The 24065-nt window shown below is 53.8% G+C and carries 16 protein-coding genes; 8 read left to right on the top strand and 8 right to left on the bottom strand.

Annotated elements, in window-relative coordinates:
* Positions 1 to 160: 160 nt before the first annotated feature.
* Both bchH and SYN7336_RS17875 read left to right on the top strand, forming a co-directional pair.
* Complete coding sequence (gene bchH / locus SYN7336_RS17880) at positions 161 to 3946, top strand: magnesium chelatase subunit H (RefSeq protein ID WP_017327308.1); 3786 nt, start codon at positions 161 to 163, stop codon at positions 3944 to 3946.
* A gap of 113 nt (positions 3947 to 4059) precedes the next feature.
* Positions 4060 to 4305 (top strand): type II toxin-antitoxin system ParD family antitoxin, encoded by a 246-nt coding sequence (locus tag SYN7336_RS17875; RefSeq protein ID WP_017327307.1) that lies wholly within the window; start codon positions 4060 to 4062, stop codon positions 4303 to 4305.
* A gap of 417 nt (positions 4306 to 4722) precedes the next feature.
* On the opposite strand, the gene SYN7336_RS17870 is transcribed toward SYN7336_RS17875, so the two are convergent.
* The 4 genes from SYN7336_RS17870 to SYN7336_RS17855 form a co-directional block, all read right to left on the bottom strand.
* Positions 4723 to 5418 carry a DUF4276 family protein gene (locus tag SYN7336_RS17870; protein WP_017327306.1) on the bottom strand — a complete coding sequence of 232 codons (696 nt, stop codon included), beginning with the start codon at positions 5416 to 5418 and terminating at the stop codon, positions 4723 to 4725.
* Positions 5411 to 6517 (bottom strand): AAA family ATPase, encoded by a 1107-nt coding sequence (locus SYN7336_RS17865; RefSeq protein ID WP_017327305.1) that lies wholly within the window; start codon positions 6515 to 6517, stop codon positions 5411 to 5413. Before SYN7336_RS17865 ends, SYN7336_RS17870 begins: the two co-directional genes overlap by 8 nt.
* Positions 6518 to 6685: 168 nt before the next feature.
* A complete protein-coding gene (locus SYN7336_RS17860; RefSeq protein ID WP_017327304.1) occupies positions 6686 to 7339 on the bottom strand; it encodes a cyclic nucleotide-binding domain-containing protein in 654 nt (217 codons plus the stop codon).
* Positions 7340 to 7422: 83 nt separating this feature from the next.
* On the bottom strand, positions 7423 to 8910 hold the full coding sequence (locus tag SYN7336_RS17855) for a mechanosensitive ion channel family protein (RefSeq protein ID WP_038026086.1): 1488 nt from the start codon (positions 8908 to 8910) through the stop codon (positions 7423 to 7425).
* Positions 8911 to 9133: 223 nt separating this feature from the next.
* Between SYN7336_RS17855 and SYN7336_RS17850 the strand changes: the two genes are divergently transcribed.
* Both SYN7336_RS17850 and SYN7336_RS17845 read left to right on the top strand, forming a co-directional pair.
* A complete protein-coding gene (locus tag SYN7336_RS17850) occupies positions 9134 to 10477 on the top strand; it encodes an AAA family ATPase (RefSeq protein ID WP_017327302.1) in 1344 nt (447 codons plus the stop codon).
* 74 nt (positions 10478 to 10551) lie between these two features.
* Complete coding sequence (locus tag SYN7336_RS17845; protein WP_162139120.1) at positions 10552 to 11160, top strand: HNH endonuclease; 609 nt, start codon at positions 10552 to 10554, stop codon at positions 11158 to 11160.
* Positions 11161 to 11503: 343 nt separating this feature from the next.
* Here SYN7336_RS17845 and gyrA read toward each other — a convergent pair whose 3' ends face one another.
* A complete protein-coding gene (gyrA, locus tag SYN7336_RS17840; RefSeq protein WP_017327300.1) occupies positions 11504 to 13966 on the bottom strand; it encodes a DNA gyrase subunit A in 2463 nt (820 codons plus the stop codon).
* Positions 13967 to 14088: 122 nt separating this feature from the next.
* Complete coding sequence (locus SYN7336_RS28245; RefSeq protein WP_017327299.1) at positions 14089 to 14856, bottom strand: hypothetical protein; 768 nt, start codon at positions 14854 to 14856, stop codon at positions 14089 to 14091.
* Between the two features lie 218 nt (positions 14857 to 15074).
* On the opposite strand from SYN7336_RS28245, the gene hisS reads away from it, so the two are divergent.
* The 3 genes from hisS (at position 15075) to SYN7336_RS17815 (ending at position 19026) form a co-directional block, all read left to right on the top strand.
* A complete protein-coding gene (hisS, locus tag SYN7336_RS17825) occupies positions 15075 to 16343 on the top strand; it encodes a histidine--tRNA ligase (RefSeq protein WP_017327298.1) in 1269 nt (422 codons plus the stop codon).
* A gap of 27 nt (positions 16344 to 16370) precedes the next feature.
* Complete coding sequence (locus SYN7336_RS17820; protein ID WP_156820207.1) at positions 16371 to 17801, top strand: hypothetical protein; 1431 nt, start codon at positions 16371 to 16373, stop codon at positions 17799 to 17801.
* Between the two features lie 271 nt (positions 17802 to 18072).
* Entirely contained in the window at positions 18073 to 19026 is a 954-nt protein-coding gene (locus tag SYN7336_RS17815) for a fatty acid desaturase (RefSeq protein ID WP_017327296.1), read from the top strand.
* Here SYN7336_RS17815 and SYN7336_RS17810 read toward each other — a convergent pair.
* Positions 19013 to 19927: a branched-chain amino acid transaminase gene (locus SYN7336_RS17810; RefSeq protein WP_017327295.1), complete on the bottom strand. Its 915-nt coding sequence runs from the start codon at positions 19925 to 19927 to the stop codon at positions 19013 to 19015. The two genes, SYN7336_RS17815 and SYN7336_RS17810, sit on opposite strands and share 14 nt — an antisense overlap.
* Positions 19928 to 20312: 385 nt before the next feature.
* On the bottom strand, positions 20313 to 20849 hold the full coding sequence (locus SYN7336_RS17805) for an FHA domain-containing protein (protein ID WP_083885803.1): 537 nt from the start codon (positions 20847 to 20849) through the stop codon (positions 20313 to 20315).
* 639 nt (positions 20850 to 21488) lie between these two features.
* Here SYN7336_RS17805 and SYN7336_RS26565 point away from each other — a divergent pair.
* Positions 21489 to 24017: a cation:proton antiporter gene (locus SYN7336_RS26565; protein ID WP_017327293.1), complete on the top strand. Its 2529-nt coding sequence runs from the start codon at positions 21489 to 21491 to the stop codon at positions 24015 to 24017.
* The last annotated feature ends 48 nt before the right edge of the window (positions 24018 to 24065 follow it).

Genomic DNA, 24065 nt, shown 5'->3' with positions numbered 1-24065 from the left:
CAGACTATATTGGTATGGGTTTGAGGCTTGGTATGGGTTTGAGGCTTTGATGTTGGAACAAAAGTGCAATCCTCGTTCGTTATCCAGTCTTCTCGATCGCCCTTGTAACATTTCGTTAAAGAGCCACTAGGATCGAAGCAGACTCTTCGCACGCGATCCCATGACCCACCGCATCGTCCTCATCGCCGGATTTGAATCCTTTAATGCCGATCTGTATCGTCAGGCGGCTCTGGCGGTGGAGAAGCGCTGTCCCGAGTTAGAGATTTGTGCGTTTAGCGATCGCGATATCGCCGCCAATCCTGCCCGCGTCGAAGCCGCCTTGCAAGGAGCCCGAGCCTTCTTCGGCAGCCTTTTGTTTGACTACGACCAAGTGATGTGGCTGCGGGAACGGCTGCGGGAGATCCCCATTCGTCTGGTGTTTGAGTCGGCCCTGGAACTGATGTCGCTGACCCAATTGGGCAAGTTTGCGATTGGCGAGAAGCCCAAAGGCATGCCCAAGCCGGTCGCGTTTATCCTGAGTAAATTTGGCAACAGTCGCGAAGAGGACAAGCTGGCGGGATATATTAGCTTTTTGAAGGTTGGCCCCAAGTTACTCAAATACGTCCCCGGTCGCAAAGTGCGGGATCTGCGCAATTGGCTGACGATCTACGGTTACTGGAATGCCGGCGGCACCGAGAATGTGGTGTCGCTGTTTGCCTATTTAGGGGAGCAATATCTCGATATTGCAGCAGGGGAGATCGCGCCACCAGTCGAAACCCCCAACTTGGGGCTCCTGCATCCCGAGTTCGAAGGCTATTTTGAGTCCCCCCAAGACTATCTCAATTGGTATCGCCAGCACGTCCCCGCCAGCGGCGATCGCCCCCTCGTAGGCATCTTGCTCTACCGCAAACACGTCATCACCCAACAAGCCTACATCCCCCAACTGATTCGCTATTTTGAAGCGGCCCATCTCATTCCCGTCCCCATTTTCATCAATGGCGTCGAAGGCCACGTCGCCGTGCGGGATTGGCTGACAACCGCCTACGAAACAGAGCAGCGGCTGCGGGGCAATGTGGAAACCCCTTCGCTGAAGCAAGACGCGATTGCAGTGGATGCGATCGTCTCCACCATTGGATTTCCCTTAGTCGGCGGTCCGGCGGGATCGATGGAAGCTGGGCGACAGGTGGAGGTGGCCAAGCGCATTTTGAGCGCGAAGAACGTGCCCTATTTCGTCTCGGCCCCCCTACTCATCCAAGACATTCACTCCTGGACGCGACAGGGAATTGGCGGACTGCAAAGTGTGGTGCTGTATGCCTTGCCGGAGTTGGATGGGGCGATCGATCCAGTGCCTTTGGGGGGATTGGTGGGGGATGAAATTTATTTGGTGCCCGAGCGGGTGAAGCGGCTGACGGGGCGGGTGCGGCGATGGATCGAGCTGCGGCGACAGGAAAAAGGCGATCGCAAAATTGCGATTATTCTCTACGGTTTCCCTCCCGGCTATGGAGCTACCGGTACTGCTGCGCTGCTGAACGTGCCCGAGTCGTTGCTGCAATTGTTGCAGGCGTTGAAGGCACAGGGCTATGACGTCGGCGAGTTGCCGGAGGACGGCGAAGAACTGATCCGACAGGTGCAGCAGGCAGACGAGGCATTTGTGGGTCAGTTGCCAGAGCATTCTAGCCTGGACGAGACCTCTACCACCACCGTAACGGTGCAGCGGCTGGATGGCTGGCTCAATACCATTCAGCGGCGACGGATTGAGAAGCAATGGCAGTCGCTGGCGGGCAGTGGCATTCGCACAATCGGCGATCGCTTTTTGCTCGGCGGTGTCCAGTTGGGCAATGTTTGGATTGGCGTTCAACCTCCCCTCGGGCTGGCAGGCGATCCAATGCGGTTGATGTTCGAGCGAGATCTGACGCCACACCCGCAATATGCAGCCTTTTATAAGTGGTTGCAGGAGGACTTTCGTGCGGATGCTGTAGTGCATTTTGGCATGCACGGCACGGTGGAGTGGCTGCCGGGATCGCCGTTGGGCAACACCGGCTATTCTTGGTCCGATATTTTGTTGGGCAATCTCCCCAATCTCTATATTTATGCTGCCAACAATCCATCCGAGTCGATCTTGGCGAAACGGCGCGGCTACGGCGTTTTGATTTCCCACAACGTGCCCCCCTACGGTCGGGCCGGACTCTACAAAGAATTACTGGCGCTGCGAGATTTGATTGCCGAGTATCGCGAAGATCCCGAGAAAAACTTCCCGCTCAAGCAAGTCATTTGCAGCAAGATTGCGGATACGGGGCTGTATGCCGATTGCCCGCTGCCAGAATTGAAAAAAATGGGGATGGAGTTTTCTTACGAGAACGCCAACCTGTTTGGCGGCGAAGTGTTCGATCGCTATTTGCGCGATCTCTACGAATATCTCCAAGTCCTAGAAAATCGCCTGTTCTCTTCCGGCTTGCACGTCCTCGGTCGCGCCCCCAATTCCGAGCAGTTGGCCAGTTATTTAAACGCTTATTTCGACAATCGCTTACCCGATACCGTACTGGATGCCATTGCCTCCGGCGGCGATCGCCTTCAGGCAGAACAGCTTTGTGCAGACGCATTGCGACGAGAACCGGATGGCGAGGCAAACCCAAATCGATTCGCGCAACATTTAGACGAAGCCTTCGAGATTCGCGATCGCCTCTCCCAAACCACCGACGAACTGGCCAACCTCTTGCGCGGTCTCAACGGCGAATACATTCCCCCCGCACCGGGGGGCGATTTGCTGCGGGACGGTCCGGGGGTCTTGCCGACGGGGCGCAACGTCCATGCTTTGGACCCCTATCGGATGCCTTCACCGGCAGCGTTCGAGCGGGGGAAGGCGATCGGGCAAAAGATCGTCGCTCAACATCTAGCCGAACGGGGAGAATATCCCGAAACCGTGGCGGTGATGTTATGGGGGTTGGATGCGATTAAGACGAAAGGGGAGTCGCTGGGGATTCTGCTGGAGCTGGTGGGGGCCGAGCCCGTCAAGGAAGGAACGGGCAGAATCGTGCGCTACGAGTTAAAGCCATTGGAGGATTTAGAGCATCCACGGATTGATATTTTAGGGAATTTGTCAGGGATTTTTCGGGATAGTTTTGTCAATATCATCGAGCTTTTGGACGACCTGTTTGTGCGGGCAGCGGCGGCGGACGAACCTGGCGATCGCAATTTCATCCGCAAACATGCCTTAGAACTGGAAGCTCGGGGGGTGGAAAATACATCTGCTCGGCTGTTCTCCAATCCCGCAGGAGATTTTGGTTCGTTAGTCAACGATCGCGTCACAGATTCGAATTGGGAGTCGGGGGACGAATTGGGGGAAACCTGGCGCGGACGCAATGGGTTTAGCTACGGCCGGGGAGATAAAGGTCAGGCTCGACCGGAGGTGTTGAATACGCTGCTGCAGAGCACGGGGCGCGTGGTGCAGCAGATTGACTCGGTGGAGTACGGTCTGACGGATATTCAAGAATATTACGCTAACACTGGCGGATTAAAGAAAGCGGCTGAAATGCAGCAGGGGAAAAAGGTGACGGCCAGTTTTGTGGAAAGTTTTTCCAAGGATTCCACGCCGCGTCAATTGGAAGATGTATTGCGCATGGAGTACCGGACTAAACTACTCAACCCGAAGTGGGCCTCAGCAATGGCCGAGCAGGGTTCCGGCGGTGCTTACGAGATTTCGCAGCGCATGACGGCATTGATGGGCTGGGCTGGAACCGCTGATTTTCGGGAGAATTGGGTCTACGACCAAACAGCAGAGACTTATGCCTTCGATGCCGAAATGGCTCAGAGATTGCGAGAGGCGAATCCAGAAGCATTTCGCAATATTGTCGGACGCATGTTGGAGGCTCAGGGACGTGGATTTTGGCAGGTGGATGGGGACAAGCTGCAGAAATTGAGGGATCTCTACGACTTGACAGACGCAGAATTGGAAGGAGTGGAGGTGTAACTTATAGTAAGCTGTGCTTAGCCTGTAATTTGAATAGTCAATTCTGACAATTTTTGGGAAATCAGGTTAAGGTTTCGGTTTAGAATAGTAGATAGTTTAGATAAATATTTTCTATGAGAATTAATCTCACTCCTGAACAAGAACACTTTATCCAAACCAAGCTGCAAGCTGGCAAATATCGCTCTGCTGAAGAGATTTTAGAGATCGCTCTGCGGCTATTAGATGAGTACGATCGCTCCGAAGCAGAATGGGTTGAGGAAGTACGAGTAAAAATTGATGCGGCGGTTGAAGCCTCAACCCACCAACCTCCGATTGATGGTGAGATGTTCGTTAATAAGATTTTAGAGCGCTTCCAGTAAGCCGATCGGAATAGGCATGAGTCGCTAAAACTCATCCATGTTGAGCCTTGGAGTTTTCAGGCATTGCACTCGGCCCCCTAAATCCCCCACCAGTGGGGGACTTGTGAGAGTCTGTTGGCTTCGCTTTACACCTTTAATGACCGCGATTCGCCGGTTCGTCTTCCCCGTCTCCAAACCCCAGCTAGCACTGTATTCAAGTCCCCCAGAATGGGGGATTTAGGGGGCGAATGCAGTGGTTAGCAGCGTTAGTGAGGGAGACTAAAAGGTGCCTCATTAAAACTACAGGTTTCTGACTAGACTTGGTTTATGCAGCAATCCGCCTCGGAGTCCGAGGGTTGTCTTTGGAAGGCTATGTCATCTTCTACAGAGCGCTGGATGACGGGTTAGATATTGCACATCTTTAGACAATCGTCTCTTCTAGATAATGCTCTCGATTCGTTCTATCCAATGGTAAAATCCAGGGCATTCTTTCATGAAAGTCGTGAGCCCAATCTCAATAGCTGCAAAATTTCCGTGGATGGGTTTCTGATATTCTGGCATCAAGTCTGTGATGCGCTTAGACGGGTGAGTTTCTGGTGAATCATTGATTTCTTCTGGCGTTGAATATCCATTACGGATTTGCTGAAAGTTAGCAAATAGATCTTCCCGACAAATACCAATCGCAAACTTTTGACAGTCACTAAAAAGCAAGCCTTCGAACTCGTGCATCATAATGTATGGAATAAATCGTCTCACAGATGAGGAATTTTTCAGCTTATTAGCAATATTATTGATTAATTGTATCTCGATATGTCTAGCTTTACTTAAATATTTTAAGCTGCTTGCTTGAGAACGACCTGGCCACCCATTTCCACTTTTTCCCTCTTCGGGCAATGCATAGTAATCTACCATCGTTGACACATATACCCCAGTATCTTCTTTGAGATGCCGGATAATCTCCTCACACACCTGAGGCCAACCTCGAATACCTCCACGCCGATTCCGATTCCGAGCATTCCCCATCAATTTAGCCTTAACCGAAAAGAATCCTTTGGAGTAAAGATAATCTGCCAACACTTCATTCACAAAAGTTTCTTCTGTTTCGCCTTCCACTAACACTAACAATCTAGCCATGCGTAGGTCTACCGCCAAATTGATTCTTTTCCCATAACTGTCCTAAACTATACTCTTCAAGCCAGTCTTCTAACTTATCTGGACTTAAACGGGTAATGTTTGTTGCGCCCTCTTCTAGCTCCGTCACCAAAACATCTTCTGGCTCAAAGCGATCTAAGAGTAGAGGTGATTGCGTAGAAATAATTAGCTGAGTCTCAGTCGCAGCAGATTTGATCATGCTAGCTAACATTGAAATAGCGTAAGGATGCAGGCCCAATTCTGGTTCGTCGAGAAGAATTGCTGAAGGACGCAGATCGGGGGGTTGGAGAAGCAATGTTGCTAAACAAATAAAACGTAATGTTCCATCCGAAAGAGAAGAAACATCGAAATATTGGTCTGAATTTTGATGAATCCATTCCAAGCGGATCTTGCTTTCATTGCGGCGCAATGGAGCTAATTGAAAGTCAGATACAAAAGGTGTAACTCGCCTGATCATCTTACAAATTAAGCGATAAGCTGGCAGATGTTTCTCCTTAAGGAATAGTAGATAAGCTGGAAGATTAGAGCCATCTGGTCGCAGGAAGCGATTGTCATCTACATCTGCAATACGCTTCATCGGTGATTTGTCGCTTGTATCGTGGAAGTGATAAATCCGCCAGCTATCAAATCTCGACTGCAACCACTTAACCATCTTTCTTGTTTGATGCCGACTAATTCCTGCTTCACCATCAGTTGATTTAAGATTCTCAGTGTATGGTTGTGGATATTGTTTTTTCCAAAACCAACAAGATTCTTCTTCAACATAAAACAAATCTTCAAAAGTTGGACTCAGAGAAATTCCATAACCATTAACACCTTCTCGAAATGAAATCTCTATCTCTATTTTTGGCGTGATTTTTGAGCCAAAGTGGAGAATTCTATCCGATCCACCTCTTTCCTCTGTATATCTGCGTAAATTGCCACTACGAATTACATTTAAAAAGTCAAAAGCACCTACGAAATTCGATTTGCCAGAGCCATTTGCCCCCACCAAAATATTGATGGAACTTAGTTCCAGCTTTCCAGTTTCACGTATACTTCGAAATCCCTTAATTGAAATATAGTCTAGCGTGGTTTGCATGTCGCAAGTTTAAGCGATTGCTCTTGTGTATTCCTAGAGTAGCCTCAAATTTGTTCAATCGAGCTACGAGAAGGCGTAAAGGTACTCTCTGGTTCCCTGGAAATCCCGCAATACAAGCGTGGAGGGCTGCGAAGTTATAACAATAGCGACAGAACGCGAAGACAGCAATTAGAGCAATAGGTCTTCAAGGCTGTCCATGTTGGGGATGCAGACGATATCCCGATCGCGATCGCGTTGAATCAGCCCTTTCTGTTCCAGCTTGCCGAGAATGCGGGTGACGGTTTCGCGGGCTAGACCGCTCAGGCTGCCCAACTCGCGATGGGGCAAGTTGGGCACTTCGACCCCCGCCCGACTGACATGGCCCCGAAACTCTGCCAGAAACAGGAGAACATCGGCCACACGGGCAGTGCTGCCCGCCTCGCGCAATTGCAGCCGACGGTTGATTTGCCGCAGGCGACGGCTAATCAGTTGAGCCAAGCGCACGCCGCAAGCGGAATCCGATTCCAAAAACTCGATAAACGATTTGGCAGGCATTAGGGCCACCTTGGCCGGAGTGAGAGCAATCACGTCCGTCGATCGCGGCGCTTCATCCAACGCCGCCATCTCCCCCACCACCTCGCCGGGACCGAGAATATTGAGGGTGACTTCCTTGCCATCTAAATTGAAGGTGCGCACCTTCACCCAGCCAGCCATCACAAAGTAAACGCTATTGCCCCAATCGTTCTGCAAAATAATCGTCTGATTGGCGGGATGCGATCGCACTGTCATGATTCGACTCAGTGGCTCCAACAGTTCGGGCGCTAACCCCTCAAACAGTGGCATCACCCTCAACTCGTCGATCGAAACCCCTGACATAATCCATCCACTCAATAGATTCTCACTCTAGACAGTAGCTGCAGCAACCCTTACGGGCGACCAAAAATCTTTACAATCTCCGATCGCACCAGTTCGAAGAGACTGGCAGTCTCTTGCCGTCGGACTTCTCGATCGGCCTCGGGAGCGAGGGCAGCCTGTTGCCGCTCGGCAATCACTTGTGCAATTCGCTCTGCCATTTGCGGATGGGAGTCGATCAACCGTTGAAAGGCTTGGCGTTCGAAGGCCAATAACAAAGTGTCTTCCACCGCCATTACGGTGGCAGTTCGCACCTGTCCTGTCAGAACTGCAATTTCGCCGAAATAGTCTCCAGGCCCCAGTCGCGCCAACACGGGGCGTCCGGGTTTGAGCGTGACCTGTACCTGACCGCCCAGAATGATGTAGAAGCGATCGCCCGGTTCCCCCACCCGACAGATGGTTTCCCCGACGGTATAGCGCAGGCGATCGCCGAGATCGAGAAATTCCTCTAGCTGGCAAGATTCGCACACCTGCAAAAAGTCCACCGCCGCCAGCCATTCGAGGGCATCGGGGGGCAGCTCTTTAGCCGGCGGTCGGTGGCGGCGCACGATCGTGTCGCGAATGGGAAACGGCACCCGCAGTTCGGACCGCTCTAGGGCATACCAAACCCGTTGGCGAATTTGGCTTTGAATGCGCCGCTGCTCCCCCGGCAGGCGGCTCCAGTAGAGCACTTGATAGAGAATGAAGTAGTCGGCATAGTTTTTGACAATCGTGGTGACGGAGGGCTGGGCCAACACCCCATCCACCGACTGGGCTGCCTGTTGCAAGACCTGCATCACTTTACTGGGGGGCACTTTGTAGCTCAAGCCGAAGTCCACCTGTTGGGCAAAGGCGTTTTCGCGGCTGTAGTTGACCAATTTCGAGCGCCCAATGGTGCTGTTGGGGATGGAAATGACTTCGCGATCGATCGTGCGCAGCACTGTGGCGCGCCAATTGAGAGACAAGACTTCGCCGTAGCATTCGTCCACGGCAATCCAATCTCCCTGCAGGAAAGGGGCATCCAATTGCAGGCCGATGCCCGCAAAGAAATTGGCCAGGGTCTCTTGCAGGGCAAAACCGATCACCACCGCGCCCACAGTGGAGATGGTGAAGACCCAGTTAAAAATGCCGCGCAGGTTGACCCCTTCAAACAGTTGCGAGGTTAGGGCGATCGCCACCGTGGCGCTGATGAACATCTGAGCCAGGTCGAAAAAGATGCGGGGGGGCGGGCGGCGCAGGGTGCGGCGTAGGGGTTCGATGCAAGCCTGGACGAGCAAGATCGACAGCAATAGACCGATCGCGATCGCCAAGTAGGGATAGACGTCACCCAAAAATCGCGGCAAGGCCAAAGACAGGCCCAGCCAGATCCAGATGGCCCACTGGCACAGCATTAGAGGAACTCCCACCGCCTGGTGCCAGCGGGGGAGTTCAGCTTGCAATTGCCGATCGATCCACCAGGCGGCGATCGCCCCGACGGCGATCGCCGCGATGAAACTCCCCATGCGAATTGGCCAATCGAGCATTTTCACCCCAGCACTGATGTAGAAAGCTGTCAATCGTCGTGTTCGATTGAGCCTCTAATGGTTCTATAATCCTCGAACAAAGAGAGATTGGTGATTCCGAACCAATGGGTCGATCCCTGAAACAAGGCAAAACCGTACCGAATTTAGAATTGCCGGCCGAACTGAATGGAAACTATCAGTCCAGAGGGTATGACGGGAATATGACAACCCGCGAGGTATCGCCATGAGGATTGACCGACTGGAGATCGTCAACTTCAAAAAATTCGAGCAATACACCCTCGACCTCCACCCCCAATTCACATTGTTAGTGGGAGACAACGGCTCGGGCAAAACCTCTCTCTTGGATGCACTAGCCATTGCTGCTGGTATCTGGCTTGTCAATCCTCCCGACTCCACTCTGTCCAACAGTGGTCGAAATATTCTGCCCCAAGAAATTCGCTTAGAAGCCAACAAATCAGGGGATCGAACCCAATTCGTTGAATGTAAGCCCGTCCAAATTCGAGCAATGGGAAGCATTGGCGATCGCAACGACGTGTCTTGGATGCGACAGATTGGCGCAAGTGGATCGAGAACCTCCAACGCCGAGGCTAAAGCAGTCTTGCAGATTATCGCTCAGCTCTGCGAAAGCGAGCATTCTGAGACTCCTATCTCGCTACCTGTAATTGCCTATTATGGTGCGGGTCGAGCTTGGTTGCCCTCTAACAGTCGGGAAAGAAGAACAACGAAGTCAAAATCTCGGCGTTGGGATGCCTTTTATGATTGTTTTGACGAACGAATTCGACTACCCGATTTGCAAAATTGGTTTAAAAATGAGGCGATCGCTGCTGTCAGCCGTCATGGCAGGATGCGTCCCGGCTACGAGGTTGTAAAACTGGCAGTTTTACGCTGTATCCCCGAGGCGGATGACTTTTGGTACGATCCCGATCTCAACGAAATTGTCCTCGAGATCGCCCACAATCCCCAACCCTTCAGCAATCTCAGTGCAGGACAAAAATCAATAGTGGCCCTGATTGCCGATATTGCGATTAAAGCTGTCACCCTCAATGCATTTCTCTTGCCTGAAGAATTAGAATTAGACGGTGAAACTCTACCCCTACTTCTGCAAGAAACATCGGGACTCGTGCTAATTGATGAGCTTGACGTTCACCTCCATCCAAAATGGCAACGTCGAATTGTCGATACCCTCAAAACCACGTTTCCCTCCATACAATTTGTCTGCACATCCCATTCCCCCTTCATCATTCAATCGCTCGGCCCGGGAGAATTGATCGGCCTGGATAGTGAGGACAGGCAATCGCTGGAGTACGAGAATCGCTCCATTGAAGATATTGCCGAAACCATTCAATTCGTCGAAGTTCCTCAACAAAGTCTTAAAGCACGCGAACTGGCCGAGGCAACCGAACGATACTTCGAACTCTTGCAACAGGCGGATTCAACTCCCAGCGAGCAACTGGCTGAGGCAGAAGTGGCCTATCGTCAAGCAGCGGAGCGTTTCTCTAATACTCCTGGTTTGACTGCGCTCCTCAAGCTCGAAGCGATGGCAAAGGCGCAGGAGAACGGTGAATGAGACCCGTAGAACGAGGGGCAGCACCTCGAACCTATCGCCGCTATCAAGATGCGATCGGGGATCTCGAAGCACGATTGGGCTCTTATTGCAGCTATTGCGAACGAAAACTATCGACGGGGCTAGCTGTCGAACATATTCAGCCCAAGATTCTATACCCAGACCTGGAAACTGAGTGGACAAATTTTCTGTTGGGCTGTGCAAACTGTAATTCAACGAAAGGGGATAAAGACGTTGATATCCTCAACTTTCTCTGGCCACACCTCGACAACACGTTGCTTGCATTTGTTTACTCGAAAGGTGGCTTCGTACAGTTACATGAAAACTTGACTGCAGCACAGGCAATCCGAGCACAAGCCATATTAGATCTGGTGGGCCTGCAACGTCACCAGGCTCCTGGCTGGAAAACCCCATCGCCGAGGGATAAACGTTGGCTAGATCGCGAGCAGGTATGGGCCGCTGCCGAAAGGAGTAGAGACTTATTTGAAGCTCTCAATCGCAGCGAAGCAGCCAAAAAACTGGTACTAGAAGTGGCTCAAAGCAGTAGCTTTTTCTCGGTTTGGATAACGGTATTTGAGGCATATTCCGATATTAAAAAAGAATTAATTCAGTTTTTTCCAGGAACTTCATCGTCTTGCTTCGATCCAGACGGCATGCCGCTCAATCGACCCGGGCGAATTATTTAAACCGCTCGCCAAGCCGATCTTCCTGCCAGGTCCAGTGATACCAGTGGTACCATCCAGATACAACCCAACAGCCTCTGGATACAACCCAGCGAATCGCCCAATGCCTTCGTCACGCGATTGCACGTTCGCTATACCCGCGATCGCTTTCCCGATACCCGTAGTTGAAGAGGTCGCTCCAGACCTTTGGTGGAAGCAACTCTGGAGCGAGTAAGTGTGTCGAATCTAGCCCCGAGTGTTCCAGATCGGAGGACACTCGGAGTTGCGATCGAGATCGCTCCCCACCCATGACGGCTGGCACTGAACTACAGCAGTATCTGGTTCAGGCTAGAAGACTGCCCAATAGCTAGTAAGCCTCCGGTGAAACCAGATTGACCAGCTCGATTGACTCTCCTGCAGCAGTGGAGAGCATTCGAGTTCCGACACTGGCGCGATCGCTTTCCGGCACATCCCCCACCGAGAGCCGCAAGACGCGAGCTTTATTGGTCACCCAACCCATCGTCACATCCTCAGCCGCTGCCACCATCCCCACCAACGTGTCGGATTTTAATTTAAACTGCATCGCTTGCATGCCCACGCTGCCCCGCTTGGCCATGCGAATCGCTCGGGCCGGTATGCGTTTGGCATATCCCTTAGCCGACACGAACACGAGGCGATCGCTCGGTTGCACGATTGCCATCCCCACGATCGCCTCCTTGCGCCGCAGCCGCAGCGCCTGATTGCCCAAGGCCGTTCGACCCATCACCGGCACCTGCTCCACATTCAGCGGCAACCGCAACACCCGTCCGGCAGAGGTGGCGATCGCCACGCTCGAGTCGGGGCTGAGCTCGGTCAAAATGGCCCAGCCTACGGCATCGTCGTCTTTGACCTTCAGGGCAGAGAGGCCGCGAGCGGTCAAATTGGCAAACTCCGACAGCATCACCCGCTTCATGCGCCCCTTTTGGGTCAGTAGAGTCAAGCTGCTGTCCTCGGGATATTCCGCCAAGGCAAAGGTGGCGACGATTTCCTCTTTGGTGGACAGCACGTTCACGAGGGCGGTGCCGCGCGATCGCCCCGATGTCGCTGGAATTTCGTGTACCTTGACCGAAAACATGCGGCCGCTGGCAGTGAGGGCTAAAAAGTCTTGGTGCAGTTCGGTGGCTTGCGCTTGAATGATGTAATCTTCCACCTCCTCTTGAATGCCTTTGCGAGCTTTGGCGTGGCGTTCGAAGGCAGCGGGTAAGAGGCGGCGCACATAACCCTTTTGGGTGATTTGTAACACCACTGCTTGATTGGGAATCAGATCGGCTTCTTCCAGTTGGGGGGGCGCTTCCGAGACAATGCGGGTGCGACGCTGGTTGGAAAATTGTTTTTTGAGCGATCGCAATTCTTTTTTGAGGTGCTTGAGAAAAGCTTTGCGATCGCCTAACAACGTCTCCAATTCCTCAATCTTGGCGGTCACTTCCTCCTGTTCCGAGGCAATGCGATTGCGCTCCAATCCCGTCAGACGGCGCAATGGCATCGCCAGAATGGTGTCCGCTTGGTTAGCGGTGCAATCGAGTAACTCCTGCAGTTGTACCTTCGCCGTCGGTCCATCCGGTGCATTGCGCAGCAGCTCGATCGTCTCGTCCAGAAATTGCAAGGCCAGCAGTTGTGCCCCCAACTCTTCGGAACGCTTGCGATACTTGCCCAACTCCTGCTGCAAGACATTGGTCAGGGTTTCAATGCGGAAGTCGAGGAATTCCTGCAGGGCCTCCTTCAACGACAGTTGCTTGGGTTCGCGATTCACTAACGCGAGTAGAATTGCCCCGTAATTAATCTGCAATTGGGTGGAGCGATACAGGTGAGCGAGCACAATCTCGGGGCGGGCATCTTTGCGCAACTCCACCACCACGCGAATACCGGTGCGATCGCTTTCGTCCCGCAAATCGGAGATCCCTTCCAGCCGACCCTGATTGGTCAGATCGGCAACTTTCTCGATCCAGGCAGCCTTGTTGACCTGATAGGGAAACTCAGTGATGACAATGGCATCGCGACGGTGGCGACCCTTGCCCGGTTGAATCTCTTCGACATGGGCGATCCCTCGTAACGGAATCGAACCCCGACCTTTGGTATAGACCTCTAGCAAGCCGGTATTCCCCACAATCTCTCCGCCTGTGGGAAAGTCTGGGGCCGGAATATAGTTCATCAACCCCTCGACGGTGATGTCGGGGCGATCGATCGCGGCCAGCAAGCCATCCACCAACTCCCCCAAATTATGGGGGGGGATCTTGGTCGCCATGCCCACCGCAATGCCATCCGCTCCATTTAGCAGCAGGATAGGAAGCTGGGCAGGTAAGACCACCGGCTCCTGCTGGGAACCGTCGAAGTTGGAAGCAAAGGGGACGATGCCCTCATTGATGTTGTCTAAGACACCAGTGCTACTGATGGGAGAGAGGCGAGTTTCCGTGTAGCGCATGGCAGCGGGGGGATCGGCATCCACCGAACCGAAGTTGCCGTGCCCTTGCAACAGCGGATAGCGGCTGGAAAAATCTTGCACCATGCGCACGAGGGCGTCGTACACGGCTTGGTCGCCGTGGGGATGGTATTTACCCAGCACGTCCCCCACCACGCGGGCGCACTTGCGAAAGGGGCGATCGGGGGTTAGCCCCAACTCGTGCATGGCAAAGAGGATGCGCCGGTGGACCGGCTTGAGTCCATCTCGCACATCCGGTAACGCCCGCCCCACAATTACGCTCATGGCGTATTCCAAGTAGGAGCGTTCCATCTCTTCGAGCAAGGAGATGGGCAAAATTTGTCCGGCTACGCCTTCAAACGTTGCGTCGGTCATGGGGTAAGCCACTGGTAGCAGTCAATTGTTCACCAACTTACCCCAAACCTTACTGCTGCCACGAATTGCCACCGCTAAATTTGTGGTTAGCCAAACCACAGCGCTGTTCAATTGAAGAGGCTTCAGCGCCGCCGATTCCGCAGGGGACCGTTGTAAACCACTGTGGGCTCTAGCGTCCTCTTATCTACACTCACTTCGGTTTCCGTCCTAAAAGTAGTTCTGCCGGGGGGAGCTCCCAGAAAGGTGAAAATCCAGCGATCGCCTGCATCCACATAGGGCGATTCTAAGGCCGGACCGTGCATGGCCGGTTCGGCTCGATAGTTGGAGAGGCCGCCGTTAGCCCGCTCGGCGGCTTGGCGGGCAAAGTTTTTGGCGGTATTTAGATCTCCCGGCGCGCGCAAACTCGTCTCAGTGGGTCGAACCTCGCTACGATTGTCTGCAGTCGCGGAGAAATCGTTGCGATTGGCTGGTGGGGAAAGGTTCGCGGTTGCAGCAGTCGCAGCAGGAGATGGGGTAGCAGGAGGGGGGGCGGCTGTGCGAACGGGACCGTTGTAGAGAATGACTGTTTCGAGGGTCGATTTATCCACGCTCACCTGGCTTTCAATCGTGGGAGCCCTGCCGGGAAATCCCCCTCGGAAGGTGAAAATCCAGCGATCGCCTCCATCCACATAAGGGGATTCGAGGGCAGGACCGTGCATCGAAAGTTCGGCCCGATAGTTGGACAGACCGCCGTTAGCTCGCTCGGCGGCTTGGCGAGCAAAGTTTTTGGCGGTATTCAAGGTGCCAGCGGTTAAAGGTACCCCCGATTGGGCGAACGCTGCTGGGGAGAGAGGGAGCGGAGATAGCGCGAGCAGAGGGACCCATAGGGCCAAGATGGCGATCGAATGCATAGTGACTGTTCTCTGAGGGCATACGGAATTGAGGAGGGCCTGAAGAGTTATCTAAGATACTTGTAGTTGCAGATTGGGGAACATCGCGGGGGGAAATTGCGGGCAATGTTACGGGAGACGGACAAAAGATTAAGAAATGTAGCGATCGCCCGGGGGATATGTCAGGCTAGCGTGTAATCAAAACGAATAGGGCGTTTTAACGCTAGATAGAAGCCTCAATGGACACCATTCGCGCAATCAAAGGTACCCAGGATATTCTGCCTGTCGACGTAGCGTTGTGGCAGCAGATGGAAGTGGTGGCTCAGCGCATTCTCACTCTAGCGGGCTATCGAGAGATACGGACGCCTATTTTTGAAAGAACTGAGCTGTTTGTACGCAGCATCGGTACAGCTACCGATGTAGTCAGCAAAGAAATGTATAGCTTTACCACCCAGGGGAACGACGATATCACCCTGCGCCCCGAAGCTACGGCGGGGGTGGTGCGCGCCTTCATTCAAAACAATCTCTATGCCAGCGGCGACGTACAGAAGCTGTGGTATTGCGGCCCCATGTTCCGTTACGAGCGTCCCCAAAAGGGACGCCAGCGACAATTTCACCAGTTGGGTCTAGAGGCTCTGGGCAGCAGCGATCCGCGAGCCGATGTGGAGACAATCGCGATCGCGATCGATATTCTCAAAACACTGGGGTTAGGCAACCTGTCCGTCACGATTAACTCGGTCGGTCGCGGCGACGATCGCGATCGCTACCGTCAAGCCCTGATCGACTATCTCACCCCCTACCGAGCCGAGCTGGACAAAGATTCCCGAGATCGCCTCAGCCGCAACCCCCTGCGAGTGCTCGACAGCAAAGACGAGCGCACCCGCGAGATCGTGGCGGAGGCTCCCAAGCTCGTCGAATACTTGAGCGACACTTCTAAAGCCCACTTCGATCGCGTTCTGTCTCTGCTCGACAACCTCGATATTGCATATGCGATCGACCACAAACTGGTGCGCGGTTTGGACTATTACACCCATACTGCCTTCGAAATCCAGTCCAATCATTTAGGAGCCCAAAACGCCGTTTGCGGCGGCGGTCGCTATGACGGGCTAGTCTCGGAATTAGGCGGCCCCGAAACCCCCGCCGTGGGCTGGGCGATGGGGCTGGAGCGCATTGCTATTTTGTTGCAACAGCAGCAATTTGTCTGCCCAACCCAAACAGATGTATATGTCATTTCGCGGGGGCAGGTGGCAGAGGATGTGGCCCTAGCGATCGCCCAACAATTGCGTCAGGCGGGCCTCGTCACTGCCTTAGATCTGAGCGGGGGAAAGTTCAACAAGCAGTTTAAGCGAGCCGATCGCAGTGGAGCCACTTGGGCTCTAGTGTTGGGGGATGAAGAGGTGGCTCGCCATGTGGTTCAGGCAAAACAGTTGCAGACTGGCAAACAATATGAGGTGACTCGCACCGATTTGGTAGCAGTCTTGCGGGGCGATCTCGTTCCTGCTGGATAGCGCTTGCAGCGGTTTAGGAGAATGGTGATGATTTTTTGGTTTAAAGCTGACGATGGGTCCGATTGGCAAGAGCTTCCCCCCCAGGGCAATCCTCTTTCTGCAGGGAAGTACAGCATTGCGGTGCAATCTCCCCAACCCCACTTCAAGCTCGAATCTTCTATCCGCCACTATTGCCACTTGCCAGACGGAACTCGGGTGCAAGTCGGGCGACAAAGCAACACCTGCCGCACCAATAACGAAGGGATGGGGTGGATCGGCCAGCATCTGGAGCTACTGCCAGGGATATGGGAGATTAGCTGCCAAGATGGCGATTTAATTGCTGAATTATTTGGCGAGGGCCATACGGATAGCATCACCTTTGAGGTGGCAGACCTCGCCAGTGACTCTCAGGCAACCGAGACTGCTCCAGACCAGTTGCAGGATGGGGCTTGGCTCCACCCGGACAATGGCTCGCACGGTAACGGCTTGACGAACGGGGCTTCAGTTGCCGAAGTCAAACAGTTCATTGCCAAAGAACAGACCGGGGCCTCTGTTGCCGACGTCGAACAGATTGTCTCCAACGCACAGACAAATGCTAGTTCTGCTGTGGCGACCGATCGCTTTTCCCTCATGCGCACTCGGCTCAGTGCCGTAGCGGGGGAGGTGCTGACGCTGACAGGCCGTACCCGCTGCTCCGGTTGCCTCGACGTCACCGCTGGCAGTGCTGATGGCAGCGTTCAGTTGCTAGAACGCCGCACCCTGACCCTGCGACCGGGGGCACAAACGATGGCCTTCAGCCTGCAACTTCAGTTGCCGGAAGTCTGCTCTGGCGATTTAGCTGGCGTGGCTTACATGCACCCCCAAGATGGCAGCCCCAGCCTGCGGGTGGAGTTTACCGTCAGTATCGTGCCGCTGGCAGAAGGGGAATGGCGAGCCTCAAAACCAGCTTCGCAGATCTGGAAGATTCGGCCAGCCCAGCCCGGGGACAATGGGGATCGGCTGGATCGAGCTGAGGCTGAAACCTTTGACGCTGAGGAGCCGGATCGTGACAGCACCCAGAGCAGCAGTTCCCAAATCGCCGATCTCCAGGTGGCCGACTCAGACAGATCCACTCAGAGCAATCCTCCAGTCACTGAGGCGATCGCCGTCACACCTCCCGATGCTCCCCCTGCTGCCCCCCCCGAATTACAGTCCGCAACCGACCCATTCCCGCTCGCTGAGAGCGAATCCTCCTCTATCCCCAGACCCGAACCCCAGCTTTATCTCGACGGGGAAGAGTTGCCCTCCCCCGCGATCGCCTTTGCCAGCGATCGCGATCGCGATCGCACCTTTGAAACACTGTTAGCCCTCTTTCATGCGGCGATTGCCCGCCAAAACAGCGCCAGTTCTGCCATCGTATCGGCAGCAAAAGTCTGTTCCCCCACCGGTTCGGCATTTACTCGGGACCGCGTAGAGAGTACGATCGGCCAATCCTCGTAAGAGCAGGTCCGCCGGACAAACATTGCGAGTACTATCCTTATTTGTTTCTCAGCGGGGGAGTTGCCCGAGCTAGGGAGAATGTTGCCACTCATTTACAAATATTCATGAACGAGGAAAGTGCCGTATACTAAAACCGCCCCAAGCTTTGCTGCTCTGTTCGAGCACCTGGGTATTGGCGTGCGATCGCGGGGCGGCAGTCCCTTTGCATTTTTATTTCCTGTTTGAAAATGGGCTTACATTCGATCGCAGATATCAGAGGAGTGACATTTTTATGACAGTGGCGGGGAAGCGGAGATCCATTCCACACGAGCTGATTGGAGCCCCCGACGAGTTTTTCAATCCCAATGTGCTCATGTTCCTGGGCTCGTTGTGTTTGGCTGTCTGCTGCTTTTGCGGCTATGCCTTTTGGGCTTGGCCCCGTTGGCTGGTGTTTTGGCTGCACTTTGTCGCCCTTTACGTCTTGGGCACGGTCATCCACGACGCCTCCCACGGGTCTGCCCACAAGATTGTTTGGCTGAATGAGGCTCTAGGACACGGATCGGCTCTGTTGCAGGGATTTGTCTATCCCGTATTCAAGCGGGTTCACATGCAGCACCACGCCAACGTGAACGATCCCGTCAACGATCCCGACCACTATGTCTCCACTGGTGGCCCGCTGTGGCTGATCCCGGTGCGATTTTTCTACCACGAGGTGTTTTTCTTCAAGCGCCAGCTCTGGCGCAAAGGCAAGTACGACTTGCTGGAATGGGGGCTGAGTCGCTCGCTGGTGGTGTTTACCTTTGGGATGGCGATTCACTTTGGCTACACCGACTATCTGCTCAACTATTGGCTCCCCGGTGCGTTCATCATGGGTCTGTTGTTGGGCCTGTTCTTTGACTATCTGCCCCATCGCCCCTTTCTAGAAAAGGCCCGCTGGTACAATGCGCGGGTCTATCCCAGCGCGATTACCAACTTGCTCCTATTGGGGCAGAACTATCACTTGATTCACCATTTGTGGCCGACGGTGCCCTGGTACAAGTACCAGGCTGCCTATCGGGAAGCTAAGCCCGTGCTGGAAGAGAAGGGCTGCGATTGCTCCCTCGATATTTGGCGCGATCGCCGGGAGATTGGCAAATTCTTGTACGATTGCGTCCTGGGCATTCGCTGGGGGGACAACCATCGCGAGGGAGCAAAAGAGACTGAGGTCGTGCAGAGTGACGCTGTATCCCCCACTAGTCCAAAGTAATCGTATGAACCCAGGCTCGATAGGTGGGGTCGCGGTTTTCAGTAATCGCAGTCAGCTTGTCTCGAAGTAACTCGGTGACGGGTCGCTGCTGGGATAACTCGTAGTTTTCAATCCGCTTGACCGGGGTAATCTTGGCCGCAGTGCCGCTCAAAAACACCTCATCTGCGATCGGCAACTCGGTTTTATCCACCGGGCGCTCGATACATTCGATCCCCAAGTCGCGGGCGATCGTCAGTATGCTATCCCGCGTAATCCCCTCCAAAATATCCTGATCGAAACCGGGGGCGAACAGCTTGCCGTTGCGCACCACAAAAATATTCATCCCCGAAGCTTCGCACACTTTGCCTTGGGCGTTCATCAAGATCGCTTCGTCAAATCCCGATTCCACCGCTTCGGTCTTCGCCAGAGAAGACGTGATGTAAGCGCCACTAATCTTGCCTCGCAACGGCAAGCTGCGATCCTCTTGGCGGTACCAAGAGCTAATCCGACAACTGACGCCATCGGGTGAGAGATAATCGCCCAGTTCTAAGCCATAGACAAAAAAGTCTTTTTGGATGTTGTGCAGGCGGGGGGCAATGCCCAAGTCGGAGGTGTAAACAAAGGGGCGGATGTAAAAAGAGGTTTTGGGCTGATTCTGTTTCACAAAGTCGGCAATCACCGCTTGAATCTTATCGGCGGGTAGATCGAAGTGCAGGAACTTCGCACTTTGGCTGAGGCGCTGACAGTGGCGATCGAGGCGAAATAGCAGAATTTGTCGCGGATTGGCCGGGTCGGGAATGCCGCGCATGCCGCCGAATGCTCCCGTGCCGTAGTGGAGGGCGTGGGTGGCAATGGATAAATTCGCTTCGCCAAAGGGCACAAACTGCTGTTTGTAATAGGCGATCGGCAAAAAATCAGGCATAGCGACAGCACAGCAACAGTATCGGCAGGGTCGTGCCCCCAAGAACTGAACTCCGTCCCTCGGCGGACTCAAACCTAAATGCAAAGCAACTCAAAAACTCGTCAATTTTGAGTCAACCCTCAGGATACGACATCCCCTGCCCAATTGTTCGGTTGCTGGCTCCCCGCTGCAATCCCCCTTCTCCTGGGGTGGGGATGCTTCAGTTCTCGAGCTCGCGTTAACGAAACTGCAGACTCCAGAAACAAAAAAAAAGCAGCTGAAACACCAATTCAGCTGCCACCACAATATGCCTATACGCTGCTAGGCCATACCTCTCAAACTGTGGGAATTATGCAAAACGTTTGGAACCGATCTCCCATAACCCCCTCTAATACTCACGAGCGATTCAATCTGAAACGGCAGTCAAGCCGACTGCCGTTGCCGAGCAATCGTCAGCAGTTCGAGCGAGTTTGGGGTGAACCGATTCTGTGGGGTCGTTGCTGTTGAGAGGAGAGGGTTGCGGACATTCTGCGGACTGAGGAAGAGCCTTCACGTCGAGTTCGGGGAAACCTTGCTGCTGTAACTGCTCGAAGGTCATCAAGACTGCTTTGGCATGCGGCCCGAACGAAATGCGATCGCCCAGTTTCAACCGCTGAGTCTTTACAGAACGCCCGTTGAGAAAGGTACTGTTGGTGCTGGGTTGCTTGGGGCTGCCGTCACAGAGTAGAAATCCAGGTTGCGAGGATAGATCGGTATTCGGAATCAGCTGGGCCTGCACCCGCGAAATATATTGACCGCGCAGTTGAATATCGCTGGCAACCAAACGACCGACGATATATCGCTGTTGTTTGAGGGGAACGATCTGCGGCCCCCAGCCATCATTAACCACCAGCACCCACGTGCTGGAGGATGTCCTGAGATCGGATGAGCCTATAGCCTTCATAATCGGTTTGCGACAGGGATAAACGAAACGATTGCTTCTCCGACTTTGGTAACCAGCCAAACGTCCTAGAGAACAGTGTGAATTACTCAGCGAACCAGAAACTGCATTCCTCTCGATAGGCTAGCTGTTCGGAGGAGTACTCTATCCGAAAGAACATGAAGTCGCATCTTGCACAGAATATTCTCTGCTTCAACTAAAGATTTTCGGATTTCAGCCTGAAAGTTGGCTGATTCTATAATGAAATTTTACTGTGCTTTTTAGTTTAAAGCAAATCAGTATACAAAAATTAGTAATATTACGTATAGACAAAGAGAGAACGACTGTGTGGTAAGGGTCCGGGATTAATAGCGCCTCTCGGGGAAAGCTAAGAACCTCGCCAGACAAACGGCGATCGCCATCGCGGCCTCGAACTGGCAGGCCACAAATTGCAGAGCTGATTTCCCGCACAAAATGAGTCTGCCCAGCTGCCGCACATTAAGTGACCGTTCGAGATTTCTGTCGAGTCTGTAAAACCGTCTGGAATTAATGCCCAGAAGCCGCAGTTGCAGGCAGACTTGATACTGAGATCCGTCGCGCTCCGGTCAACTCCGATGGCTGCGGATACCCTTTGCGGCAGTTCGGCAGGTTTTAACTCCAGTCATGTTTGAAGATCCTCTGTTTGCGGCGCAGGTCTTTATCCTGTCACTATTGCTGGTGGCGATCGCCTCTGAAATTACCTTTCGGCGATTGCGAGTGCCCTATTCCATCGGCTTGATTGTGGTGGGATTTGTTTTGGGGTTATTACTGTTTGGCAATGTGGGCATGGGCTGGCTGGGGGCCGTCCAGCGGGAGACAGTATTCTTTTTTTTCTTGCCTATTTTGGTATTCGAGTCTGCCCTCAATCTGGATGCTCGCTTACTGGCGCGCAACCTCTTGTCGGTACTGACACTGGCGGTGCCGGGGCTATTGATTGCTACCGCGATTGTGGGGGTCGCGATCGCCTGGCTGACGCCGTTACCCCTCAGTCAGGCAATCTTGTTTGGAGCCTTAATTTCAGCCACCGACCCCGTTGCGGTGATTGCTCTGTTTAAAGAACTCGGTGCCCCCAAGCGGCTGACGATCTTGGCGGAAGGGGAAAGTCTATTTAACGATGCTACGGCGATCGTGCTTTTCGAGCTCGTCCTCCTGCAAATCGAGCACGGTGGATCGAGCGGCGCAGAAGCGTTGGAATTCGCCACCCTGCTCGGCGGATTCCAACGCTTTGCCGTCGTGTTTTTCGGCGGCATCTTGGTGGGATTGGCGTTGGGATTGGCGATCGTGCGACTGATTCCCTTGGAATACGGCAATCCAATGGTGCAGGTGGCCACTTCGGTCGTGATGGCTTTTGTCGCCTTCTTGGTGGCAGAAGACGTCCTGCATGTCTCGGGGGTGATGGCCACGGTTGGGGCGGGATTAGTGGTGGGCTGGTATCGCGATGTCAGCTACAGTCGCGAGGCGCGGGAAAGCATTCAACAGTTTTGGGAGTTCGCGGCGTTTTTAGCCAACAGTCTGATCTTTCTGCTGGTGGGATTGGCACAGGCTGGGTTTGTGCTGGAGCTTAGCGATGAAGGGGTATTGGGAAATTTCGGCGAAGTCACCGACCTATTGGCGTATGCCGCAGTTGCAGTGGTGGCAGTTTTGCTGGCTAGAGCGTTTGTCATCTGGACCTTCTTTCCTCTATTACTGAATCGCCTGCCGGGTATGGAGCCTGTGGATTGGCGCTATCAACTGACGATGTTTTGGGGGGGGCTCAAGGGGGCGGTGGGGGTGGCACTGGCACTGAGTCTCGACCCGGCTTTAGTCGATCGCCGCACCATTGTGGGGCTGACCTTGGCAGTGGTCTTTTTTACGGCTCTTGCGAGCGGCACTACAATAGGACGCCTGATTCATGGCTTGCGGTTAGATATTCCGTCCCTGACCGATCGCGTCTTGAAAGCTCAAACTCAACTGACGATCGCGCAATCTGCCTTAGCTCGCCTGGGCAAAGCGACCCAAGTCGGCCACTTTTCCCATCGCTTGCGCCAATCGCTCCAACAGCGCTACGAGCAAGAGATCGAACAGCGACAACAGACTCTACAACAGCTTCGAGACGATCCCTGCTATCGCACAGAGGGAATCGATCGCCAACTGTTGTGGCTGCAGGCCCTCAATCTCGAACAAGCCGCCTACACTCGGTTGTACGAGCGCGGCAGTATTGCGGATGCGGTCATGAAAGAATTGCGGCTCACCCTCGATCTGAAGCGAGATGCCGTTCGCTGCCAGCAAATCCCTCCGCCGAATGAAATCGTCGTGCCGCCAGACCAGAAAGCGGCTGAGGCGATCGCCAATTTGCTCGAACGCATTGCCCCCCACAGTCATCTGGCGAAAGAGCGGCGCTTGGCGGTCCTCACTGTACGCTACGAATGCGAAGCGGCGGTTTCGGAAGTGGCTTCCACCGTGGCGGGGGAAGTTCACCTCGATGGCAATGCGATCGCGGCCTGCGATCGCGACATCATTGAATGTCGGAACCTCTATCGTCAAATGAGCATTGACGCGATGAAGCGACTGGATCGACTGGCCCATCAGTATCCCGAATACGCCATCTTGTTACAGAAACGGGCAGCTCGGGCCTTGGCCTTAGATAGCGAGCTGATGGCTCTGGCAGAACTGACTGCCGAAGGCGATGTGCCGCCGATGGTGGCTCGGGAAATTCGCCACCATATTGAGACACAGCAATACGAATTGGTCCATCAGCCGGTGGTGAGTCTGCCCCGCGAACCGCAGGAGCTGTTGCGGCGCCTGCCCGCGTTTCGGGAGTTGCCAAAGGAGACGTTTCAGGCAGTCTCGGACAAGTTGGAGTTGCGCACAGTCTTGGCGGGGGAAACGATTCTGACTCGCGGCGATGTCAATAATTCGATTTTCTTGATTGGGCGCGGTTCTGTGGCTGTCTTCGGCATTGAGGCGGCGAGCGAGATGGACCGAGAGGCTTCTCTGCATGCGGGGGACTGTTTTGGAGAAGCTGTGTTGTTAGGCGATCGCATCAGTGGCAAAACGGTGCGAGCGGTGACTGACTGCGCCCTGTACGAGTTTAACTGTCGAGACTTGGCCGAGCTGCCCGAAGTGTATGAGGGCCTCAAAGAGATGTTGTTCGGGCGGCGAGCCTCTGCTTGAGGCCCGCACGGGATCTCGTACACTATCGGCAAGTGAGCTAAAGGAGTT

Origin of the sequence: Synechococcus sp. PCC 7336 (assembly GCF_000332275.1) — a bacterium.
Lineage (GTDB): Bacteria > Cyanobacteriota > Cyanobacteriia > Thermostichales > PCC-7336 > PCC-7336.
The sequence above is the reverse complement of the archived record's forward strand: the minus strand, read 5'-3'. Positions and strand labels throughout refer to the sequence as shown.

Excerpts from the sequence above, each read along its gene's own strand:
- bchH (WP_017327308.1), top strand. The coding sequence starts at position 161 with ATGACCCACCGCATCGTCCTCATCGCCGGATTTGAATCCTTTAATGCC.
- SYN7336_RS17875 (WP_017327307.1), top strand. The coding sequence starts at position 4,060 with ATGAGAATTAATCTCACTCCTGAACAAGAACACTTTATCCAAACCAAG.
- SYN7336_RS17870 (WP_017327306.1), bottom strand. The coding sequence starts at position 5,418 with ATGGCTAGATTGTTAGTGTTAGTGGAAGGCGAAACAGAAGAAACTTTT.
- SYN7336_RS17865 (WP_017327305.1), bottom strand. The coding sequence starts at position 6,517 with ATGCAAACCACGCTAGACTATATTTCAATTAAGGGATTTCGAAGTATA.
- SYN7336_RS17860 (WP_017327304.1), bottom strand. The coding sequence starts at position 7,339 with ATGCCACTGTTTGAGGGGTTAGCGCCCGAACTGTTGGAGCCACTGAGT.
- SYN7336_RS17855 (WP_038026086.1), bottom strand. The coding sequence starts at position 8,910 with ATGCTCGATTGGCCAATTCGCATGGGGAGTTTCATCGCGGCGATCGCC.
- SYN7336_RS17850 (WP_017327302.1), top strand. The coding sequence starts at position 9,134 with ATGAGGATTGACCGACTGGAGATCGTCAACTTCAAAAAATTCGAGCAA.
- gyrA (WP_017327300.1), bottom strand. The coding sequence starts at position 13,966 with ATGACCGACGCAACGTTTGAAGGCGTAGCCGGACAAATTTTGCCCATC.
- SYN7336_RS28245 (WP_017327299.1), bottom strand. The coding sequence starts at position 14,856 with ATGCATTCGATCGCCATCTTGGCCCTATGGGTCCCTCTGCTCGCGCTA.
- hisS (WP_017327298.1), top strand. The coding sequence starts at position 15,075 with ATGGACACCATTCGCGCAATCAAAGGTACCCAGGATATTCTGCCTGTC.
- SYN7336_RS17820 (WP_156820207.1), top strand. The coding sequence starts at position 16,371 with ATGATTTTTTGGTTTAAAGCTGACGATGGGTCCGATTGGCAAGAGCTT.
- SYN7336_RS17815 (WP_017327296.1), top strand. The coding sequence starts at position 18,073 with ATGACAGTGGCGGGGAAGCGGAGATCCATTCCACACGAGCTGATTGGA.
- SYN7336_RS17810 (WP_017327295.1), bottom strand. The coding sequence starts at position 19,927 with ATGCCTGATTTTTTGCCGATCGCCTATTACAAACAGCAGTTTGTGCCC.
- SYN7336_RS17805 (WP_083885803.1), bottom strand. The coding sequence starts at position 20,849 with ATGAAGGCTATAGGCTCATCCGATCTCAGGACATCCTCCAGCACGTGG.
- SYN7336_RS26565 (WP_017327293.1), top strand. The coding sequence starts at position 21,489 with ATGTTTGAAGATCCTCTGTTTGCGGCGCAGGTCTTTATCCTGTCACTA.